We start from the raw sequence: 22,533 nt of genomic DNA on the forward strand, positions 1-22,533 counted from the left end.
GGAGGCAGCATGAGTAACGAAAACCTATTAGTAGAAATCGGCACCGAAGAGTTGCCACCTAAAGCCTTACGCGGCTTGGCTGAGTCTTTTAAAAGCAACGTACAGCAAAGCTTAGAAAAAGCCGGTTTTGAATTTACCAGTGTTGAATGGTATGCCGCTCCGCGTCGCCTAGCACTAAGCATTCAAAACTTGAGTGAACAGACCCCAGATAAAGTTGTAGAAAAGCGCGGCCCTGCTATTAGCAGCGCTTTTGACGCCGACGGCAATGCCACCAAAGCCGCCGAAGGCTGGGCGCGTTCAAATGGTATTACGGTTGATCAAGCAGAGCGTTTAAAAACCGATAAAGGCGAATGGCTACTGCACAAAGCTGAAATCAGTGGCCAAAGCATTTATCAATTATTTCCAGAAATTGTAGCTGACGGCTTAGCCAAGCTACCAATTCCAAAACCGATGCGCTGGGGCGCTAAAAGCACTCAGTTCATTCGCCCGGTGCATACCATCACTATGCTATACGGTGAAAAATTAGTTCAAGGCAATATTCTGGGTATTGAATCAGCACGTACCGTGCGCGGCCACCGCTTTATGGGTGAAGCCGAGTTCGAACTAAACCATGCTAACGACTACGTTAAACAGTTAGATCGCCGCGGCAAAGTGATTGTTGATTACCAACAACGTAAAGCCATTATTCGCGAGCAAATTGAAGCGGAAGCAGCCCGAGAAGGCGGCGTAGTGGAAATGGATGAAGCATTACTTGAAGAAGTATGTTCTTTGGTTGAATGGCCAGTAGCCATGGTAGGTAGTTTCGAAGAGAAATTCTTAGCTGTTCCTGCTGAAGCACTAATTTATACCATGAAGGACAATCAGAAATACTTCCCAATTTTAGATACCAAGGGTAACTTACTACCACGTTTTATCTTTGTATCTAACATTGTTAGTAAAGACCCTCAGCAAGTTATCGAAGGTAACGAGAAAGTTGTTCGCCCTCGCCTTGCTGATGCCGAGTTCTTCTTTGAAACCGATAAAAAATCACGTTTAGACTCGCGCCTAGATAAACTTGCCAATGTTGTATTTCAGCAAAAACTAGGCAGCCTACTTGATAAAGCTAATCGTGTTTCAGAGCTAGCTGCACAAATTGCCGCAGAAATTGGCGGTGATAGTCAACACGCACAGCGCGCAGGTTTGCTATCAAAAGCTGACTTAAACAGTGAAATGGTACTTGAGTTTCCGGACATCCAAGGCGTTATGGGCATGTACTACGCCAAGTTTGACGGTGAACACGAAGACGTAGCCAATGCGCTTAACCAGCAATACTGGCCACGCTTTTCTGGTGACAAATTGCCAGAATCTAAAGTTGCTTCTGCGGTTGCCATTGCCGACAAGTTAGATACCTTGGTGGGTATTTTTGCTATCGGTCAGCTGCCTAAAGGTGATAAAGACCCATTTGCTCTGCGCCGTGCCAGTTTAGGCATTATTCGCATTATTCAAGACAAAGGCTTTGAATTAGATTTAGATACGCTAATTAACAGCGCCCTGTTGCTATTGCCGCTTGAGTTAAACCAAGAGCAACAAGCTAAAGTCCATAGCCAACTCATTGAGTTTGTCTACGCTCGCTTACGCGCGATGTACCTAGAGCAAGGGATTGACGCCAGCGTTATTACTGCAGTACTAGAGCGTAAACCGACTAAACCTGCAGACATTGAACAACGCATTAAAGCGGTAAGCCACTTCCGTTCTTTAGAACAAGCTCAAGCTTTAGCAGCAGCGAATAAACGTGTATCAAACATTCTGGCTAAAAATCCAGATTTCGTTAAACCACAAATTGATAGTAGCTTGCTAAAAGAGCCGCAAGAAAAAGACTTAGCAGAAGCTATTTCAGCTATGCAAAGCAGCTTAAAACCTTTGTTGGAAAACAGCGATTACCAAGCAGCATTGATAGAGCTAGCCACCCTACGTGAAGTAGTGGATAACTTCTTTGATAACGTGATGGTAATGAGCGATGAAGACGCGCTAAAAATTAACCGTTTAAGCCTATTAAACTCGCTACGAGAGCTGTTTTTAGAAATTGCTGACATCTCTGTGATTCAATAGCCTACAAGCTAACTTTGCATAATAAAAAGCCGCATCCGAGTAAAGGACGCGGCTTTTTTTGATCAACTTAACCCTTTTAGTAAAATCACTCTTTCCTTGAAATCCTTTTCAGCATAGTAGTGTGAGCTTGGCACGTTTTTTCGCTGCTAGCTCCGCTATAAATAAACTCGAGTTCAGCTCATTACGTAATGTTTGTCTGTAAAGACAAAGGAAAGCTATAAAAAATAGAAAGGAATTGGAAATGCTTAAAAATCTTATGAAAGCAGGTGTGCTAGCACTAGTTACCATTATGGCGGCAGGTTGTGCTTCTGGCGGTGGCGAAGGCAAATTAACTCGTGACGTATATCTACGTGGTGTATTCACATGGTGGGATGCAGATCCTCAGTTTCAACTTCAACCTGTTGAAGGTAAAGAAAATGTTTGGTCTGCAACTTCTCCAGTTGACGAGCCACTAATTGCTGATGGTCAACCTTACGAGTGGAAATTTGGTGATGCAGCATGGCAATGTGGTACTAACTTCGGTTTCAAATCAGGTACTGCTGATATCAAACTTGGTGAACGTCGTGAAATGAACAAATGTGCTGCATTTGATAACTTCAAGTTCACTCCAGAAGAAGATGGTGTTTACCGTTTCTACCTAGATTGGTCAGGGGAAATACCAGTAACTTACGTAGAAAAAGTAGAAATGTAAGCACCGCTTACTCTCTATATAAGCCCCTCTTTGGGGCTTTTTTTTTCGGTCAACAGCAATAACTATATGGATGTAAGCAATGCAACAAGTCATTAAACCTGCCCTGCTTGGTTGTTTAGTCAGCATGGCAATAGCTGGGTGCGCTTCAAACGAGGCAAACACTGGCGGAGCTGCTAGCAGCTCAAGCGAAGCACTTACTCAAAGCGCACAATGTCTGCAATGGGATGGTCAGCCCGTAACGGTAGATGTAAGCGAAAGCTTTGAAGAAGGAACCGCTGTTAAGGATTTTTATAGTGGTCAAATGAGTACCGTTTATCAAGGTAAGGTAACCTTTACCCCCTCACCTGAAAGTGGCGGCTTGTTACTACTAGAGTCTGTGGGTAAAAAAGCCGATGAATTTAGCTGGGATAGCGCCTCTGTTTATTTTGTTATGACAGACCGCTTCTACAACGGTAACCCAGATAACGATAACAGTTATGGCCGTACTAAAGATGGCAAGAACGAAATTGGTACCTTCCATGGCGGCGACATTGCCGGCCTGAGCCAAAAACTCGATTACATCGAAGATTTAGGTATCAACGCAATTTGGATTACTGCACCTTACGAGCAAATCCGTGGTTGGGTTGGCGGCGGTATGCGCGGTGACTTTAAACATTATGGTTATCACGGCTACTACGTGCAAGACTACACTGTAATGGACCAGAACATGGGTACTGCGGAAGAGTTTAAGCAGTTCGTAGATGACGCCCATTCTCGAGGCATTCGCGTGGTGATGGACATTGTGATGAATCACACTGGTTACGCAACCCTAAGCGACATGCAAGAGTTTGGTTTTGGTGCTACCCAAGAATACGATGTACCTATTGAAGAATACTTAGGTAAGAAATGGACCGACTGGACTCCTGGGAAAGGCGAAACCTGGCATAGTTTTAACGACTATATTGATTATGGTAACCGAAATGAGTGGGTAAAATGGTGGGGGCCTGATTGGGTGCGTACCGACATATCCGGCTACCCTAATCCAGGGCCAAGTGATTTTGAAATGTCACTTGCTTACTTGCCAGACTTTAAAACAGAGTCAGACAACGTTGTGGGTTTACCGCCTTTCTACAAAAATAAAGCTGATACAAAAGCGGTAGAAATTCCAGGAGCAACAGTTAGAGACTACTTGGTCACTTGGTTATCTGACTGGGTTCGTGAATACGGTATCGATGGTTTCCGCGCCGACACCGTTAAACACGTAGAACCTGAAGCTTGGCAAGCACTAAAGCTTGCGTCTAGCAAAGCGTTTAGTGAATGGAAGCAAAACAACCCAGATAAAGTATTGGATGACAATGACTTTTGGATGACCGGTGAGTTTTGGGGCCAAGGCTTAAATAACTCGCGCCTATTTGACGCCGGCTTTGATTCACTGATCGATTTCACTTACCAAACCGATCTAGCTAAAAAAGGCATGAACTGTTTGTCTAATATGCAAGATGGCTATCAACGCTACGCAGACGTTCTAGGAAAGCGCGATGGCAAGGTTCTAAGCTACGTATCATCTCATGATACCAAATTAGCCTTTGGTACCATCAGCAAGGATCTGGAGCAGCAAAAACAACTTGGCTCAGCCTTCTTGTTAATGCCTACTGCGGTACAGGTTTACTACGGTGATGAAAGTGCTCGTGAAAAAGGACCTCGTAGCTCGGATAAACACCAAGCAACCCGCTCAGATATGAACTGGGATCAGTTAAATGATGAACAACGTTTAGCTGTTCATAATCACTGGCAGAAACTCCTTCAGTTCCGTAAGCGCCACCAAGCAGTGGGTAGTGGTGAGCACAAGCAGCTAAATTCAGCTCCTTACGTATTTGAACGCCGCAAGGGAGATGATGCGGTGGTTGTGGTTTATGTAGGCCAACAAGTCAAATAGACTCAACCCGCACTAAAATAAAAGCGGCTTACTTAAGCCGCTTTTTTATTGCCTAAGCCCAGTGAAACTCAGCCGGAGTTTGATTTGTAATGGCGATTGCTATTCAAAAGCAAACTTTGTTAAGGTGACGCCTTAGCTTAAAAGGTGCGTTATGACATATTCAAATTTTGGCAACAAATTCACTCGCCATTCAGGCATTACTCAACTGATGGATGACCTTGATGAAGGGATCCGAGCCGGTGATGAAATAATAATGTTAGGCGGCGGTAATCCTGCGCAGATTCCCGAAATGAACGCAATCTTTGAACAGCACCTACAAACAGGTTTAAACAATAAGAGCTTACTGGCTGCACTATGTAACTATGACGCCCCACAAGGAAACAAGAACTTCATTTCCAACCTTTCGATTTTTTTTAGAAGCGAATTCCATTGGGATATAAAAGAGGAGAATATAGCACTCACTAATGGTAGCCAAAGTGCATTCTTTTTTCTTTTTAACTTATTTGCAGGTAAAGGCAAGAACAATAAGCGCGTACTATTCCCACTTGCTCCAGAATATATCGGCTATGAAGATAGCGGAATTGATGAAGACTTGTTTATTGGTAATAAGCCCAGCATTGAGTATTTGTCCGATAGGCAGTTTAAGTACCACGTTGATTTTGAGCACTTAACTATTGATGAAAGTGTTGGCCTCATCTGTGTGTCACGCCCCACCAACCCTACTGGCAATGTCATTACCAATGACGAAATCAGCAAACTTTCGGCACTTGCCAAGCAGCATCAAGTACCACTATTGATTGATAATGCCTACGGACTGCCCTTTCCAAACCTGGTATTTACCGAGGGAGCTAGCCCATTCTGGGACAACAATACAATTCTTTGCTTAAGTTTATCTAAGCTTGGTTTACCCGGAACACGTTGCGGCATTGTTATCGCCAAACCAGAAACTATCAAAGCAGTCTCGAATTTATCTGGGATTATTAATTTGTCACCGGGCGGCGTTGGCCCTGCGCTAGCTAACGAGATGCTTAAAGACAACAGCTTGCTAGATGCTAGTAACCACGTAATTAAACCTTTCTACCAGCAGAAATCACAGCAAGCGATTAGCTGGCTTCAAGCTGCTATACCTTCTAGTAAATTTCGCATACATAAATCTGAAGGTGCAATGTTCTTGTGGCTTTGGTTTGAAGGTTTAACTATCAGCGACAAACAACTTTACCAGCAGTTAAAAGCAAATGGCTTACTCATAGTGCCAGGCAGTTACTTCTTTCCTGGTATCGACAAGGACTGGCGACATACCCGAGAATGTATTCGTCTTAACTTTGCTCAAAATGAAGAACAGGTTAAACGCGGAATTGAGATATTAGCTGATGTGGTAAACCCACTACTGGCAGATTAACTCACTAATAAAAAAGGGCCTGTTGGCCCTTTTCATTCTCTATCGCATAACAAGCTAGGCAGATTTAGCTTCTAGCGCTTCTACATTCACCTTACCATTAATTGGAATTTGCTTAGGTTTAAGCGCTTCAGGAATTTCTCTCTCTAGATCAATAAACAACAAACCATTTTCTAAGTTAGCTGCTTTTACTTTTACATGGTCCGCAATTTGATATTTACGCTCAAAACCGCGTTCTGCGATACCTTGATGTAAAAACTTAGCTTGGCTGTTTTTCTTCTGCTTAGTACCAGTAACGATTAATGCATTCTCTTGAGCAACAATTGATAGCTCGTCTTCTGCAAATCCAGCAACAGCTAAAGTGATTCGGTAATTATTTTCATCTACCGCTTCAATGTTGTAGGGAGGGTAACCGTTATTCTGAGTTTGAGCGCTTTGGTTAGATGCAGCTTCAATAAAGTTAGCTAGACGATCAAAACCAATGGCTGTGCGATAAAGTGGTGAAAAGTCGTATTGATTACGCATAGTATATTATCCTCATAGAGCAATAAATTGTATTGGACCAGCACTATTGCTGCGTCCCTTTCTTAACAAGACCCACCTTTGTGGCATCCTGTTATTACTAGATGTGGGGATAAGATTTTTGGTTTCAAGGGCCGCAGATACAAAAAAGGCAATATTTTCATATTGCCTTTTAGTGCTACTTTTTGAACTTGGAATTAAACGTCTAGGTTTTCCACATTCAATGCGTTGTCTTCAATGAAGTTACGGCGCGGCTCTACTTGGTCACCCATTAAAGTAGTAAACAACTGGTCACAAGCAATCGCATCTTCAACAGTTACTCTCAACATACGACGCGTTTCTGGGTCCATGGTCGTTTCCCAAAGTTGATCTGGGTTCATTTCGCCCAAACCTTTATAACGTTGTATGTATAGACCGCGACGCGACTCAGCCATTAGCCAGTTAAGCGCCTCTTCGAAACCTGTAACAGGCTTAGTCTTCTCACCACGCTTAACGTAGGCTCCCTCTTCTATTAAGTTATTAAGATTGTCATATAGACTACAGATATCTTTGTAGTCATTAGAAGCAAAGAACTCTGGCTCAAACTTAAAGCTTACATCCACACCATGCTGACGCAGTGTAACAACAGGATAATAGATATCGCGTTCATCGTGTTTTTCTATTTCAACTGAGTAGTAGTTACCACTTGGAAGCTCAGCATTAACCGGAGCAATAAGCTCTTCAGACCATTGCTCTAATACTTCAGGATCTTTAAGTTCTTCAACACTAAGCGCACGCTGGTAAACCATTTGGCTCAATAATGATATAGGGTAACGACGTGCTAAGCGCTCATTGTTTTTCCAAACACGGCGATACTGAGTCACTAAACTTTCTAACGCTTCACCGCTAATAGCAGGTGCCTCTGGGTTTACATATAAACCAGAATTATCGAGTGCCAAGGTGGTTAGGTATTCAGTTAGCGATTCTTCATCTTTTACATAGCGCTCTTGCTTGCCTTTCTTCACTTTATATAAAGGAGGCTGAGCAATGTAAATGTAGCCACGTTCAATAATTTCTGGCATTTGACGATAGAAGAAGGTCAATAGCAAAGTACGAATGTGCGAGCCATCAACATCAGCATCGGTCATGATAATAATGTTGTGGTAACGCGTTTTATCTGGATCGTATTCGTCACGACCAATACCACAACCCATGGCAGTAATCAGCGTTGCCACTTCTTGAGAAGATAACATCTTATCAAAGCGGGCTTTTTCTACGTTTAAGATTTTACCTTTTAGTGGAAGAATCGCTTGGTTCTTACGGTTGCGCGCTTGTTTAGCACTGCCACCCGCAGAGTCACCCTCCACTATGTATAGTTCAGATAAAGCCGGGTCTTTTTCCTGGCAGTCCGCTAATTTACCCGGCAAACCAGCTAAATCTAATGCGCCTTTACGACGAGTCATATCACGAGCTTTGCGTGCAGCTTCACGAGCTCGAGCTGCATCAATAATTTTTTGTGTGATAATTTTAGCTTCTTGTGGGTTCTCTAATAAGTACTCACTAAGTTTTTCACCCATGGTTTGTTCAACCGCAGACTTCACCTCTGAAGATACTAACTTGTCTTTGGTTTGGCTGGAAAATTTAGGGTCCGGTACTTTAACAGAAATAACCGCAGTTAAACCTTCACGAGCATCATCACCGGTAGCACTACTTTTGTCTTTCTTGTTTACTTCTTTTTCCATATAGCTGTTCAGCGTACGGGTTAACGCAGCTCTAAAGCCCGCAAGGTGAGTACCACCATCACGTTGAGGAATATTGTTAGTAAAACAATAGATGTTTTCTTGGAAACCGTCGTTCCACTGCATAGCAACTTCTACCGCAATGCCGTCATCACGCTGGAAGTTAAAGCTAAATGCTTTATCGTGGATCGGTGTTTTATTGGTATTCAGATATGAAACAAAAGCCTGAATACCACCTTCATAACAGAAGTGGTCCTGCTTATCATCACGCTCATCTTTTAAGATGATAGACACACCTGAGTTCAAGAATGACAATTCACGCAAACGTTTTGCAAGAATATCGTAATGGAACTTAGTATCAGAGAAGATTTCATCACTAGGCCAGAAGCGCAGTTCAGTACCAGTTTTGTCGGTATCGCCAACAACTGCCAACGGCGCATCAGGCTCACCTAAGGTATAGAACTGCTCATAGACATGACCCTGGCGCTTTACTGTAAGCTGCAGTTTAATCGACAAAGCGTTAACTACCGAAACACCTACCCCGTGCAAACCACCCGATACCTTATAAGAGTTATCGTCAAATTTACCACCGGCGTGTAGAACCGTCATGATTACCTCAGCTGCAGACACGCCCTCTTCAGGGTGAATATCAACTGGAATACCACGACCATCATCGGATACCGATACCGAACCATCGTTGTGAATTGTTACTACAACATCAGAACAGTGGCCAGCCAATGCTTCATCAATAGAGTTATCTACAACTTCGAAGACCATGTGATGTAAACCTGAGCCATCATCGGTATCGCCAATATACATCCCAGGACGTTTTCTTACTGCATCAAGGCCCTTTAGTACCTTAATACTCGATGAGCCATATTCATTTTCAGCCATGTTTTACTCTCGTTTTATAGTCGCTGATAACACCATGTTCCACGTGAAACATTGTGCATCCTTCTAAATCAAATCCATCTAGCATCTGCTCCTCAATCGCGGAAACAAACACTTGAGACCCATTGTGTTGTAAGTATTTAGCTAACAACTGTCGTTTAGACATATCTAGTTCTGCTGCAAAATCATCAATCAGGTAAACGGTTTTCTTTCCACTTGTTTGTTGAGCATGTTGCCCTTGCGCCAATATTAAAGCGCACACAAATAGCTTTAACTGCCCTCTCGAAATTACGTCTACTGCATTTATGCCATCAAACTTAAACTTCAAATCTGCTTTGTGAGGCCCGTACTGGGTATACCCAAGCAATCGGTCTCTCGCAAAGCTTTGCTTTAGCAATTCTTCTAAAACAGCTTTATCGTCCCATCCTTGATAAAAAGCCATATCAAACTGGTACTCTGGCAAAAACTCTGTAACCAATTCGGCCAGAGTATCTGAAATGCTTTCTACATATTTTTTACGTTGCTCACTTACTACTAAAGCGAGCTCAACTAACTGCTTATCCCAAAACTGCAAATCTTGATATTGCCTTGTCTGTTTCAGCAAAGCATTTCTTTGTTTCAATATTCGCTTGTAGTTTTGCCAAGCGGCGTGGAACTGATGTTCCACGTGAAACACTCCCCAATCTAAATAAGCGCGTCGATGTTTAGGACTACCATCAACTAAGCCATACCCTTCCGGATGAAGGATTTGCAAAGGCAGTAATGAAGCAAGCACTGCTTGGCTTCTTACTGTTTCTTTGTTAATCCTTAAAGCAGTGTCTCCACCTTTAAACTTTTGTAATCCGACTTTATGCTCTTCTAACTGAGCAAAAACAACAAAACTGTCTTGCTGGTAAGTAATAACTTTACTAGCTCTATTACTTCTAAAAGAGCGACCAAAGCCCAAATAATAAATAGCTTCTAGTACACTTGTTTTACCGCTACCATTTTGCCCTAAAATAACATTAAGCTTGGGATTAGGGCTTAGGTTGGCACTCTTTATATTTCTAAAGTTTTGTAAACCTAAGCTTTGAATTTGCATTAGCTACAAGAAATTACAAACGCATTGGCATTACAACGTACATTGCTTTGCCGCTTTGTTCAGCATCTTCGATCAAGGCGCTGCTATTACTGTTGCTCATATTTATTCTAATTTGATCGCACTTAAGGGCATTCAAAACATCCAAAACATAAACAACGTTAAAGCCAATTTCTAAGTCTTCGGCCTGGTAATCTACGTCTAAGATTTCTTCTGCTTCTTCTTGTTCAGGGTTATTTGCTGTTATCTTTAAGCTTCCAGATTCTAGCTGTAAGCGTACGCCACGAAACTTCTCATTAGACAAAATAGCTGCACGTGAGAATGCTTGTTTGAGCTCATCTCTACCGGAAATTAATGCTTTATCACTATTAGCTGGAAGGACTCGTCGATAATCAGGGAAGCGGCCGTCAACTAGCTTGCTAGTAAAAGTAAAACCTTGAACACTGGCTCGAATGTTATTGCTGCCAATCTGTAATTCTACAAGCTGATCTTCGTGCTCGAGCATTCGAGACAACTCAATAACCCCTTTACGCGGAACAATAACTTGTTGAGCTTGCAAAGGTTGCTCAAAACGTTGTTCGGCCAAGGCTAAACGGTGTCCGTCTGTAGCAATAGTTTTCAAACCTTTTTCGTCAGTCTCAAACAACATACCATTTAAGTAATAACGAACATCCTGGCTAGCCATTGAAAACTGAGTACTATCTATCAAGTTTTTAAGCTGGCCTTGAGTCAGCTGAATTAGCTGCTGGCTTTGCCAATCTTCTATGTTTGGAAAATCGCTAGCTGGCAAAGTTGCTAACGAAAAACGACTGCGTCCAGAGCGTAACACCAAGCGATTATCGTCGGCCTTACAGCTAATCTCACAACCGTCTGGCAAACCACGACAAATATCTACAAACTTTTTAGCCGGTACGGTAACTCGCCCTTCGTTTACAGCACTTTCTAGCGGAAGTGTCGCAATAAGTTCTACTTCCATATCGGTGCCGGTAATCGACAACTGTTGGTTGCTTATATCTAGCAGAACATTACCCAAAATAGGAATAGTTGGACGCCCACCCAGCGCAGCACTCACTTGCTGCAAAGGTTTAAGCAGTTGTTCTCGGTTAATACTAAATTGCATACCTAGTCACGCCTCTCCGATTATGACGATAATGTGCGGATTAAATTCTGATAATCTTCTTTAATGTCGTGGCTTTCATCTTTAAGTTGAGAGATCTTACGACAAGCATGTAATACCGTTGTATGGTCGCGACCACCAAATGCATCACCAATTTCTGGCAAGCTGTGGTTGGTAAGCTCTTTTGCCAGCGCCATTGCTAATTGTCGCGGCCTAGCCACCGAACGAGAGCGTCGTTTAGACAACAGATCAGCCACTTTAATTTTGTAATACTCGGCAACTGTTTTTTGAATATTATCAATAGTTACCAATTTCTCTTGCAGCGCTAACAAATCACGTAAGGCTTCACGAACAAAATCAATGGTGATTGCCCGTCCGGTGAAGTTAGCGTTAGCAATCACACGATTCAATGCCCCTTCTAGTTCACGAACATTAGAACGCAAACGTTTAGCGATAAAGAAAGCAACTTCGTCGGGCAAACGAATATTATTTTCGTTCGCCTTAGTCATTAAAATAGCTACGCGAGTTTCTAACTCAGGGGGTTCGATAGCAACCGTTAAGCCCCAACCAAATCGACTTTTTAAGCGATCTTCAACGCCATCAATTTCTTTAGGGTAGCGGTCACTGGTTAAGATAATTTGCTGATTACCTTCCAACAAAGCGTTAAAGGTATGGAAAAACTCTTCTTGTGAGCGTTCTTTATTAGCAAAAAACTGAATATCATCGATTAACAAAGCATCAACGCTACGGTAGTAACGTTTAAAATCTTCTATCGCATTGTTTTGTAGGGCTTTTACCATATCTTGAACAAATCGCTCAGAGTGCATATACACCACCTTAGCATTCTTTTTGTTCTCGATAATGCCATTACCCACCGCATGTAAAAGGTGGGTCTTACCTAAGCCGGTACCGCCATATAAAAATAACGGGTTATAAGCCCCGCCAGGATTATTGGCTACCTGAGTAGCTGCAGCGCGCGCTAGTTGGTTCGATTTACCTTCAACAAAGTTATCGAACTGGTAAGTGGCATTAATATTATTTCGATGATTGGCTTCTAAGGCGGACTTTACTGCAGGCTCTTTATCCCAACTCTTGCCACTATCATTATGACTTACTGGCGCTATACTCACCCCAGATTGAACAGGATCGGCTTTTACTGGGTTAGATAAGGTTCGGCTAACTGGCTTGCTGCCAACTTCAAAACGTAAACTCGGTTTATCACTACCGCAAAACTCTTCGAGTAAAGCATTTACTCGGATCAAGTACTTATCTTTAACCCAATCCAACACAAAACGGTTTGGTGCGTATAACACCAATAACTCTGCGTCTTGCACTACTTGCAGTGGTCGGATCCACATACTAAATTCTGTTGCCGGCAATTCATCTTGTAAACGTACTAGGATTTGTTGCCAAAGAGACCCACTCACTCGCGACTCCGCGTTATCACCAAAAAGACCGTCTATTTTATAACGGAAGCCGCTTAAACTCTAGGTTTCTTATGAATTATTCACAAGCAGATAACAAATATGTGAATAAAATTCGCCGAGCCAGATAACAGCTTAGTTATTTGATATAACCATAGCGTATTTGTGTATTAACCGAGGCTGAACTAGAATTTTTACCCATACACAACTACAGATACAGAAGAATAGAAATGAAACTACTAAATAAATCACGATTACTACTTGGTTTACTGCTAGTTAGCATAAGTCCTTGGTCAGCATTTGCACAAGATACCGTTAAAGTAGGTATGTCTGGTCGTTATTTTCCTTTCACTTTTGTAAAACAAGATCAGCTGCAAGGCTTTGAAGTTGATGTTTGGAATGAACTGGCCAAACGTAATGATTGGAAAGTTGAATTTGTAACCGCAAATTTCTCTGGCCTATTTGGCATGTTAGAGACAGGTCGTGTAGATACAATTTCTAACCAAATTACTATTACCGATGAACGTAAAGCTAAATACCTATTCTCTCACCCTTATGTGGTGGATGGCGCGCAAATTGTTGTACGTAAAGGCAATAGCGAGATTACTAGCATTAACGACTTAAAAGGTAAAAAGGTTGCGGTAAACCTCGGTTCTAACTTTGAGCAGCTATTGCGAAAACACGACACCGATAAGCAAATTAACATAGCGACTTACGATACAGGCATCGAGCAAGATGTTGCATTGGGTCGTTCAGATGCATTTGTTATGGACCGTGTATCTTCGTTAGCACTTATCAAGAAATCTGGTCTACCCTTAGCGCTAGCTGGTCAGCCTTTCGAAACCATCGAGAATGCTATGCCATTCAAAAACAACGAAGCAGGCCAAGCATTACAAGCTAAAGTTAACGCTAGCTTAGAAGCTATGCAGCAAGATGGCAGCCTAAGCGCAATTTCTCAAAAATGGTTTGACGGAGACATCACCAAATAATGTCTACATTTGACTTCGGTTACATGTTAGAGCTGTTCCCAATACTGTTTAAGTATTTGGGAACCACCATGGAAATGGCTGCAGTTGCAGCCGTTTTTGCATTAGTGCTTGCGCTAGTATTGGCTCTATTTCGTGTATTTAAGTTGCCACTGCTTAATCAATTTGCAGTGGTATTTATCTCATTCTTCCGCGGTACACCGCTACTGGTACAACTGTTTATCTTGTATTACGGCTTACCTCAGGTATTTCCAATACTGATTGGCTTAGATGCATTTAGCGCATCTGTCATCGGCTTAAGTTTGCATTTTTCTGCCTATAAAGCAGAAAGCATTAGAGCAGCCATTAACTCTATTGATAAAAGCCAGTGGGACGCTTGTTACGCCTTTGGTATGACTCGACTGCAAGCTTTGCGCAGAGTAGTGCTACCACAGGCACTACGCACCGCCCTGCCTTCTTTAATGAACTATCTTATCGATATGATTAAAAGCACCTCTTTGGCCTTTACCTTAGGTGTGGCAGAAATAATGGCTAAAGCGCAAATGGAAGCGTCTAGTAGCTTTAAGTTCTTTGAAGCATTTTTAGCAGTAGCACTTATCTACTGGGCAGTTGTTGCAGTATTTACTCAGCTACAAAACCTTGCTGAACAGCGACTATCGAAGGCTTATTAACGATGATAAAAATCTCCAATTTAAGCAAGTCCTTCGATGGGCAAAATGTGCTTAACGGTATCGATTTAGAAGTAAAAGAGGGCGAAGTTGTAGCGATCATCGGCCCATCAGGAACCGGAAAATCTACATTTCTACGTTGTATTAATTACTTAGAACAACCCGATACCGGCCTTATTAGCGTAGATGGTTTAACAGTAGATGCACAAAGCCATCAACAAAAAGACGTGCTTGCGCTGCGCCGTAAACTGTCTTTTGTCTTTCAAAATTACTCGCTATTTGCCAACTTAAACGCAGAGCAAAACATAGCCGAAGCGTTGATCACTGTTTGGAAGCAACCCAAAGATAAAGCCTTAGCCGAGGCAAGAAAGATACTTAAGGATATTGGCTTAGCGGATAAAACCAAACACTACCCTAGCCAATTATCGGGTGGCCAACAGCAACGTATAGGTATAGGCCGTGCTATGGCTACTCACAGCCAAGCTATATTGTTTGATGAACCCACATCAGCCTTAGATCCAGAATGGGTTGGCGAAGTGCTTGAACTCATCAAAAAACTGGCCGAGCGCAAACAGACATTAATTATTGTTACTCATGAAATGGCCTTCGCCCGCGAAGTTGCCGACCGCGTGGTATTTATGAGCGATGGAACCATTGTTGAACAAGGTAGCCCAGAACAACTATTTAATCAGCCGAAAGATCCACGAACTCAACAGTTTATATCGCGTATAGTTAAGCGAAATCACGGCTAATTACATTGTTTAGTTGCACCTATATAAAGGAGCACTATAATGCCGCCAAAGATCCAAAGGATCTTTTCCACAACAGTATTTAAGATTAAGCGATTTTTCGTTTGACTTAGAAGAGGTGAATGATTAGAATTTCGCCTCTTTTTTACCCGGTGCGCCTACCATTTTGGTTAATTGCACCGACTGTACAGTAAAAAACTAGCTAGCAAGAGTAATAAATATGAAACGTACTTTTCAACCAAGCGTACTAAAGCGCAAGCGTAGCCACGGTTTCCGCGCTCGCATGGCAACAAAAAACGGCCGCCAAGTTTTGGCACGTCGTCGCGCTAAAGGTCGCGCAAGTCTGTCTGCATAATTAAGTGCAAAGACATTCTTTTAGCAGGGAGTTACGTTTGTTAACTCCCATGCATTTCAAACATGTATTCTCCAACCCCGTTCGTGTGGGTACCCCCCAACTCACTATCCTTGCCAAAACCAATACTCTAGAACACCCTCGTCTAGGTTTAGCTGTTTCTAAAAAAAGCGTTAAACTAGCGGTAGGTCGTAATCGAATTAAACGTTTGGTAAGAGAAAGCTTTCGTCTACATCAGCACAAGTTGCCCGCAGTAGATATAGTGGTTATTTCCAAGAACGGTATTTCAGACTTAGATAATAAAGACCTGACCAAGCTTCTGGAGAAATCATGGCGAAGACTAACGCGCCGTTGCGAATAATCGCAATTATGCCAATCAAGGCTTATCAATACGTGATAAGTCCTTTGCTTGGTCCGCGCTGCCGGTTTACGCCAACATGTTCAGATTACGCGATTGAAGCAATTAATTTGCATGGTGTGTTAAAAGGTAGTTGGTTAGCAAGCCAACGTCTATTAAAATGCCATCCTCTACATCCTGGCGGACATGATCCGGTTCCAGGTTCCAAAAAAACCAATAGTGATTAACTAAAATTATGGAATCTCAACGCAATTTACTGATAATTGGGTTGCTGTTTGTAAGTTTTCTTATATATCAGCAATGGCAAAAAGACTACGGCCCACAGCCTGTAGTAACTACTGCTACCAATACTGTTACCGCAACTGGTACTACTGCAAATGGTGATGTGCCAGCCAGTGCTTCATCTCACGACGATTCAGACTTAACGCAGGCTACCGCTGCAGGTCAGTTAATCACGGTTACTACCGACGTTCTAAAGCTTAAAATTAGCGCTCAAGGCGGTGATGTAGTGAGTGCAGAACTATTGGCCTACCCAATAGAAGAAGACTCAACAGATCCATTTGTACTGTTAGAAGAAAATCCTAACTTTACCTATGTAGCCCAAAGCGGCTTAATTGGTCGTGATGGCCCCGATGCCAGCGCCAACGGCCGCCCAATCTACCAAGTAACTAGCAACAATTTTGAACTAGCCGATGGTAGCAATGAACTGGTTGTAGCACTTAACTACCAAGACCAAAGCGGTAACGTATTTACTAAAAACTTTACCCTTACTCGTGGTAGCTACGACGTAAACGTAGACTTTCAAGTAAGCAACAAAAGTGACTCCAACCTAAGCTTGCAACTATACAGCCAGCTTAAGCAAACCGATAAAGAGCATAGCTCTAGCATGGTAATGCCGGTTTATCGTGGTGGTGCTTACTCTAGCGAATCAACTCGTTACTCAAAGTACAGCGTTAAAGACATCAAAAAATCTAACCTAAATGAAACTACTACTGGTGGTTGGGTAGCGATGATGCAGCACTACTTTGTAACCGCTTGGTTGCCAAACGAAGACGATACCAACCAGCTATATTCAAACAGCGGTAACGGTTTTGTATTTATGGGTTACAAAGCGCCATTACAAACCATTGCGCCTAACGAGACAGCAACCCTAACTAGCTCGTTATGGGTTGGCCCTAAACTGCAAAAGCAAATGGCTGAATCAGCAAAACACCTAGACCTAACCGTAGACTACGGCTGGTTATGGTTTATTGCCCAACCATTGTACAAACTACTCACCTTCTTCCACAGCATTGTAGGTAACTGGGGTGTTGCAATTATCCTTATCACCTTCACCGTAAAAGGTTTGTTGTACCCGCTAACTAAAGCGCAATACACCTCTATGGCGAAGATGCGTTTACTGCAACCTAAAATGGCAGCACTTCGTGAGAAGTACGGCGACGACCGTCAGAAAATGTCGCAAGGCATGATGGAGCTGTACAAGAAAGAGAAAGTAAACCCCTTAGGTGGTTGTTTCCCTATCTTGCTACAAATGCCTATCTTTATTGCTTTGTACTGGTCGTTAATGGAAAGCGTAGAGTTACGTCATGCACCATTCTTTGGTTGGATTACCGACCTATCGGTACAAGACCCATTCTACATTCTGCCTATTTTGATGGGTGTGAGTATGTTCTTCATTCAGAAGATGTCTCCAACCACTGTAGCCGACCCAATGCAGGCTAAAATTATGCAGTTTATGCCAGTAATCTTTACTGTATTCTTCTTATGGTTCCCAGCAGGTCTAGTACTTTACTGGTTGATGAGTAACGTGGTAACGCTGATTCAGCAAACCATCATCTACCGTAACCTTGAGAAAAAAGGATTGCATAAACGCTAAGCACAAAGTTTAGCAACAATGCTAAAATGCCATTCAGTGAAGGCTGAATGGCATTTTTATTTTCAGCAGAAATGAGCAAAGAGAGTGAGCATGAATTCAACTGATACTATTGTGGCGCAAGCTACCGCCCCAGGTCGTGGTGGTGTAGGCATAATTAGAGTATCTGGCCCTTTAGCCCAGCAAGTAGCCGAAACGCTATTAGGCAAGTGCCCTGCTCCTCGCTATGCCGATTACTTACCGTTTAAAAGCCTTAGCGGAGACACGCTTGACCAAGGTATTGCACTGTACTTTAAAGGGCCAAATTCCTTTACCGGTGAAGATGTACTAGAACTACAAGGTCACGGCGGGCCGGTAGTAATAGACATGCTAATTCGCGAAATTTGCCAATTAGATGGTTTACGCATGGCTCGCCCAGGTGAGTTTAGTGAGCGCGCATTTCTAAACGATAAGCTCGATTTAGCCCAAGCAGAAGCCATTGCCGACCTAATTGAAGCCACCAGCGAACAAGCAGCCAAAAGTGCCTTACATTCGCTGCAGGGTGAGTTTTCAAACAAGATCCATAGCTTAGTTGAAAGTGTTACTCGCCTGCGTATTTACGTTGAAGCCGCAATTGATTTTCCCGAAGAAGAAATCGACTTTTTAAGCGACGGTAAAGTACAAGCCGATTTATACGCCATTATCGAAGAATTAGGCTTAGTACAAAGCCAAGCTCGCCAAGGTTCATTACTACGAGAAGGCATGCGAGTAGTTATCGCTGGCCGTCCTAACGCCGGTAAATCAAGCCTACTTAACGCCCTAGCAGGTAAACAAGCCGCCATTGTTACCGACATAGCCGGAACGACTCGTGACGTATTACGCGAGCATATTCATATTGACGGTATGCCACTACACATCATCGATACCGCTGGTTTACGTGATGACGCAGACGTTGTAGAGCAAATAGGTATAGAGCGCGCTTGGGAAGAAATCAATAATGCTGATCGGGTATTGTTTATGGTGGACGGCACCACCACCGAGGAACTCGACCCACAAAAAATTTGGCCTGAATTTGTGGCAAAACTACCCACCAATATTGGCATGACAGTAGTACGCAACAAAGCCGATGTTACCGGCGAAAGCTTAGACGTAGTAATGGATCACGGACATCCTGTTTATAAGATTTCAGCTAAAACCGAGCTAGGCCTAGCAGAGCTAAAAGACCATCTAAAACAATGCATGGGTTTTCAAGGCAATATGGAAGGTGGTTTTATGGCACGTCGTCGCCACCTTAACGCCATCGAACTTGCCGCAGGCCATTTAGACAACGGCAAAACCCAACTAGAAGTTTATCAAGCAGGTGAACTGTTGGCCGAAGAACTGCGCTTGGTACAACAACACTTAAGCGAAATTACCGGTGAGTTCAGCTCCGACGATTTACTCAGCCGCATTTTCACCAGTTTCTGTATCGGAAAATAGCTTAATAAGTAAGTATTCACTATTAGCAAAATCCCCTTAAAACAAAGATAAACACCAACGAAACCTGATAAACAGCAAGTAAACATAAAGCCATTGTCAGGTTTTTGATTAACAAACAAACCCACTTTCAAACTAAGCTAAATCTTCTTCACGGTTTCATCAAACACCGTTATTCATCACTAAAAATATTGACTTAAATCAATTTTCAATTAAAGTTTCACTGTTTTCTGAAAGTTCAATAAAAGGATTTGTCACGTGCAATTATCAGAGAAGAGCCAAGCTTTTGTTCTTCATTTTGGCGAAATGGGCAGCCGTTGGGGTTTTAACCGAACGGTTGGCCAAATATTGGCTTTGTTAGTGATTAATCAAGAGCCTTTGCACGCTGAGCAAATTATGCAACAGCTGGGTATTAGTCGCGGCAACGTAAGTATGGGTTTAAAAGAATTACAGTCTTGGCGTTTAGTAAAGCTAAGCCACCAAGCAGGTCAGCGTCGCGAGTTTTTTACCGCAGCGGGCTCTATCTGGGATATGGCGAGAACCGTATTTGAAGAACGCAGTAAGCGTGAAGTAGACCCAACCCTTTCTCTATTGCGCTCAAATCTATTAGAAGAACCAGAAAACGAAGCAGATCAGTATACCCAACAAAAAATGGAAGAGATCCACGATCTCTTAGAGTTAATCACTCAATGGTCGTACGCACTCAATACGATGAACCCAGACAAACTACAGAGTTTAATGAAGATGGGCTCAGGTATTAGCAGAATTTTAGAACTAAAAGACAAAATCGTTGGTAACAAGGGATCTGCCGCCAGCTAATGAGATTATCAACCTTAACGAGGCTTAACCATGCTTGATGCCCTAATGCTCTCAAGGATACAGTTTGCTGCCAATATCAGCTTTCACATCCTGTTTCCCACCATCACCATTGCGATGTGTTGGTTCCTAGTATTTTTTAAAGTTCGCCACGATATGACCGGTAACCCGGTATGGATGCGCGCCTATCGCTTTTGGGTAAAGGTGTTTGCACTTTCCTTTGCGATTGGTGTTGTAAGCGGCATTACCATGTCATTCCAGTTTGGTACTAACTGGCCAGGCTTTATGGAAACCGTGGGTAATATTGCTGGTCCTCTGCTCGGTTACGAGGTGCTTACCGCCTTTTTCTTAGAAGCCACCTTCTTGGGCATTATGCTGTTTGGCATTAAACGCGTACCAAACAAAGTACATACCCTAGCAACCATATTGGTAGCAATTGGTACCAGTTTGTCGGCATTTTGGATTTTAGCGCTAGACTCATGGATGCAAACCCCAACGGGTTTTGAAATGCGCGATGGTGTTGCTTATCCAACCGATTGGTTTGCAATTGTATTTAACCCATCATTTCCTTATCGCTTAATCCACATGTTGTTAGCGTCAGGCCTAACTGCATCGTTTTTTATCGCCGGTATTTCAGCCTATCGAATTTTAAAAGGCGACGTTAAAAAAGCGCCGCGTCTTACCTTAAAAGTAAGCCTAATAGTGGCAGCGATACTAGCGCCAACTCAGGCTTTAGTGGGTGATTTTCATGGCTTAAATACTCTTGAACATCAACCTGCAAAAATTGCTGCCATTGAAGGTATCTGGGAAACCGAGAAAGGCGCTCCATTACTGTTATTTGCATTGCCAGATGAAGAAACCAAAACCAACAAATTTGCCATTGGTATTCCAAAGTTAGCGAGCTTAATTTTAACTCACGAGCTAGATGGCGAGCTTAAAGGCTTAAACGAATTTGAAAACGAGCACCCGCCAGTAGCACCTGTTTTTTGGAGTTTCCGGGTAATGGTGGGCTTGGGTCTACTTATGTTAGCCCTAAGTTGGTTTGGCTCTTACCACATGGTGCGTAAAGGCAAAATGCCAAATTGGATGCTAAAAGTATTGGTAGGTACAACCTTCTCGGGTTGGGTAGCAACACTTGCCGGCTGGTATGTAACCGAAATAGGCCGCCAGCCGTGGTTAGTAACCGGAGTGCTAAGAACCGAAGATGCGGTAACCAGCCTACCCGCTTCAAATGTGGCATTTTCGTTAGCGCTATATTTAATCGTTTATGGCTTCTTGTTAGTTGCCTACATTCGAACGGTTTTCTTAATGGCACGTAAAGCGGTTAAAGAAGAAGAGTTTGAAACCAACGAACCCAGGCCCGACGGCAACTTAACCAATGTTAATCAGCCACAAGACAACGTTGAAGGGAGTGCTAAAGCATGATGGACGCCTACTGGTTACCGGTTATTTTTATCGGCTTAATGGGACTTTCGGTTCTTGTGTACGCAATCTTAGATGGCTACGACTTAGGTGTGGGTATTTTGCTGCCAATGGGCGAAGCCGACGAAGCGCAGCGCGATACTATGATTGCCTCTATTGGTCCGTTTTGGGATGCCAACGAAACTTGGTTAGTACTGGCAGTTGGCATCATGCTAATTGCCTTTCCAGCAGCGCATAGCATCGTTCTCTACCACCTGTATATTCCGGTCGCAATTATGCTGATCGGACTTATTATGCGTGGCGTAGCTTTTGACTTTAGAGCTAAAGCAGCAGTGGACCATAAGTTAGCTTGGGACAGAACCTTTAAAGCAGGCTCTATACTCACCACCCTGGCTCAAGGCTACATGTTAGGTTTGTATGTAATGGGTTTTGAGGGTGGCATAAGCACCCATTTATTTGGTTTACTCAGTGGCTTGGGTGTTACAGCAGCTTATAGCTATATTGGCGCAGCTTGGTTAGTAATGAAAACCGAAAACAGCTTACAGCAACGTGCTGTTGCTTGGACAAAAACCACTGGCCGCTTTTGTTTCATGGGGGTGATTGCAGTATCTATCGTTAACCCTTTAGTTAACCCTGGTGTATTTGATCGCTGGTTTGACTTCCCATTGGTCATGTTTGTATTGCTGATCCCAGCTTTGTGTTTTGCAGCGTTTTTGTTTAACGACTTTTTACTAGGGCGTTTACCTAAAGAAAACGATCGCCACTGCTGGGTACCATTTAGCTTAGTTATGCTGATATTTTTGCTGTGTTTTAGCGCATTGGGCTTTAGCTTCTTCCCCGATGTAGTACCTGGACAAATGGATATTTGGGAGGCGGCATCTGCGCCAGAATCACTGATTGTGATTTTAATTGGCGCCCTGATTGTTGTGCCGGTGATCCTCATGTATACCGCCTTTTCTTACTGGGTATTTAGAGGCAAAGCGACCTCACTGAACTACCATTAAACATTACAGT

General features: G+C 42.9%; 20 protein-coding genes. 15 read left to right on the plus strand and 5 right to left on the minus strand.

The features are described from left to right. The first annotated feature begins 9 nt into the window (after positions 1 to 9). The 4 genes from glyS (at position 10) to K5L93_RS09940 (ending at position 6,093) form a co-directional block, all read left to right on the plus strand. On the plus strand, positions 10 to 2,088 hold the full coding sequence (gene glyS, locus K5L93_RS09925; RefSeq protein WP_220719649.1) for a glycine--tRNA ligase subunit beta: 2,079 nt from the start codon (positions 10 to 12) through the stop codon (positions 2,086 to 2,088). A 241-nt stretch (positions 2,089 to 2,329) separates the two neighbouring features. Then, positions 2,330 to 2,779 (plus strand): early set domain-containing protein, encoded by a 450-nt coding sequence (locus K5L93_RS09930; protein ID WP_220719651.1) that lies wholly within the window; start codon positions 2,330 to 2,332, stop codon positions 2,777 to 2,779. Between the two features lie 79 nt (positions 2,780 to 2,858). Then, entirely contained in the window at positions 2,859 to 4,694 is a 1,836-nt protein-coding gene (locus tag K5L93_RS09935; protein WP_220719653.1) for an alpha-amylase, read from the plus strand. A 151-nt stretch (positions 4,695 to 4,845) separates the two neighbouring features. After that, entirely contained in the window at positions 4,846 to 6,093 is a 1,248-nt protein-coding gene (locus K5L93_RS09940) for a valine--pyruvate transaminase (protein ID WP_220719655.1), read from the plus strand. 54 nt (positions 6,094 to 6,147) lie between these two features. Here the strand turns inward: K5L93_RS09940 and K5L93_RS09945 are convergent, their stop codons facing one another. From K5L93_RS09945 to dnaA, 5 genes are all read right to left on the minus strand, one after another. Then, positions 6,148 to 6,615 (minus strand): Hsp20 family protein, encoded by a 468-nt coding sequence (locus K5L93_RS09945; RefSeq protein WP_220719658.1) that lies wholly within the window; start codon positions 6,613 to 6,615, stop codon positions 6,148 to 6,150. A 194-nt stretch (positions 6,616 to 6,809) separates the two neighbouring features. Further along, complete coding sequence (gene gyrB, locus K5L93_RS09950; protein WP_220719660.1) at positions 6,810 to 9,224, minus strand: DNA topoisomerase (ATP-hydrolyzing) subunit B; 2,415 nt, start codon at positions 9,222 to 9,224, stop codon at positions 6,810 to 6,812. Next, positions 9,217 to 10,302: a DNA replication/repair protein RecF gene (gene recF / locus K5L93_RS09955; protein ID WP_220719662.1), complete on the minus strand. Its 1,086-nt coding sequence runs from the start codon at positions 10,300 to 10,302 to the stop codon at positions 9,217 to 9,219. Before recF ends, gyrB begins: the two co-directional genes overlap by 8 nt. Before the next feature lie 13 nt (positions 10,303 to 10,315). Further along, on the minus strand, positions 10,316 to 11,419 hold the full coding sequence (dnaN, locus tag K5L93_RS09960; RefSeq protein ID WP_220719664.1) for a DNA polymerase III subunit beta: 1,104 nt from the start codon (positions 11,417 to 11,419) through the stop codon (positions 10,316 to 10,318). Between the two features lie 20 nt (positions 11,420 to 11,439). Further along, a complete protein-coding gene (gene dnaA, locus K5L93_RS09965; protein WP_507762607.1) occupies positions 11,440 to 12,774 on the minus strand; it encodes a chromosomal replication initiator protein DnaA in 1,335 nt (444 codons plus the stop codon). A gap of 296 nt (positions 12,775 to 13,070) precedes the next feature. Between dnaA and K5L93_RS09970 the strand changes: the two genes are divergently transcribed. From K5L93_RS09970 to K5L93_RS10020, 11 genes are all read left to right on the plus strand, one after another. Beyond that, positions 13,071 to 13,829 carry an amino acid ABC transporter substrate-binding protein gene (locus tag K5L93_RS09970; protein WP_220719668.1) on the plus strand — a complete coding sequence of 253 codons (759 nt, stop codon included), beginning with the start codon at positions 13,071 to 13,073 and terminating at the stop codon, positions 13,827 to 13,829. Beyond that, the gene (locus K5L93_RS09975) at positions 13,829 to 14,497 is read left to right on the plus strand and encodes an amino acid ABC transporter permease (protein WP_040306767.1); all 669 of its coding nucleotides are present in this window, start codon (positions 13,829 to 13,831) and stop codon (positions 14,495 to 14,497) included. Before K5L93_RS09970 ends, K5L93_RS09975 begins: the two co-directional genes overlap by 1 nt. A gap of 2 nt (positions 14,498 to 14,499) precedes the next feature. Continuing rightward, positions 14,500 to 15,246: an amino acid ABC transporter ATP-binding protein gene (locus K5L93_RS09980; RefSeq protein ID WP_220719670.1), complete on the plus strand. Its 747-nt coding sequence runs from the start codon at positions 14,500 to 14,502 to the stop codon at positions 15,244 to 15,246. A gap of 217 nt (positions 15,247 to 15,463) precedes the next feature. After that, positions 15,464 to 15,598: a 50S ribosomal protein L34 gene (gene rpmH, locus K5L93_RS09985; RefSeq protein WP_016400276.1), complete on the plus strand. Its 135-nt coding sequence runs from the start codon at positions 15,464 to 15,466 to the stop codon at positions 15,596 to 15,598. Between the two features lie 4 nt (positions 15,599 to 15,602). Next, positions 15,603 to 15,956 carry a ribonuclease P protein component gene (rnpA, locus tag K5L93_RS09990; RefSeq protein ID WP_084681699.1) on the plus strand — a complete coding sequence of 118 codons (354 nt, stop codon included), beginning with the start codon at positions 15,603 to 15,605 and terminating at the stop codon, positions 15,954 to 15,956. After that, on the plus strand, positions 15,926 to 16,180 hold the full coding sequence (gene yidD, locus K5L93_RS09995) for a membrane protein insertion efficiency factor YidD (RefSeq protein WP_152785067.1): 255 nt from the start codon (positions 15,926 to 15,928) through the stop codon (positions 16,178 to 16,180). Before rnpA ends, yidD begins: the two co-directional genes overlap by 31 nt. 8 nt (positions 16,181 to 16,188) lie before the next feature. Continuing rightward, positions 16,189 to 17,829 (plus strand): membrane protein insertase YidC, encoded by a 1,641-nt coding sequence (yidC, locus tag K5L93_RS10000; protein ID WP_220719672.1) that lies wholly within the window; start codon positions 16,189 to 16,191, stop codon positions 17,827 to 17,829. Between the two features lie 90 nt (positions 17,830 to 17,919). Further along, complete coding sequence (gene mnmE, locus K5L93_RS10005; protein WP_220719673.1) at positions 17,920 to 19,284, plus strand: tRNA uridine-5-carboxymethylaminomethyl(34) synthesis GTPase MnmE; 1,365 nt, start codon at positions 17,920 to 17,922, stop codon at positions 19,282 to 19,284. 255 nt (positions 19,285 to 19,539) lie between these two features. After that, positions 19,540 to 20,100 (plus strand): GbsR/MarR family transcriptional regulator, encoded by a 561-nt coding sequence (locus tag K5L93_RS10010; RefSeq protein ID WP_220719674.1) that lies wholly within the window; start codon positions 19,540 to 19,542, stop codon positions 20,098 to 20,100. A gap of 30 nt (positions 20,101 to 20,130) precedes the next feature. Next, positions 20,131 to 21,522 carry a cytochrome ubiquinol oxidase subunit I gene (locus K5L93_RS10015; protein ID WP_220719675.1) on the plus strand — a complete coding sequence of 464 codons (1,392 nt, stop codon included), beginning with the start codon at positions 20,131 to 20,133 and terminating at the stop codon, positions 21,520 to 21,522. Continuing rightward, positions 21,519 to 22,523 (plus strand): cytochrome d ubiquinol oxidase subunit II, encoded by a 1,005-nt coding sequence (locus tag K5L93_RS10020; RefSeq protein WP_152785087.1) that lies wholly within the window; start codon positions 21,519 to 21,521, stop codon positions 22,521 to 22,523. The genes K5L93_RS10015 and K5L93_RS10020 overlap by 4 nt, the downstream gene beginning before the upstream one ends. The last annotated feature ends 10 nt before the right edge of the window (positions 22,524 to 22,533 follow it).

This window comes from Agarivorans litoreus (assembly GCF_019649015.1).
Classification (GTDB): domain Bacteria; phylum Pseudomonadota; class Gammaproteobacteria; order Enterobacterales; family Celerinatantimonadaceae; genus Agarivorans; species Agarivorans litoreus.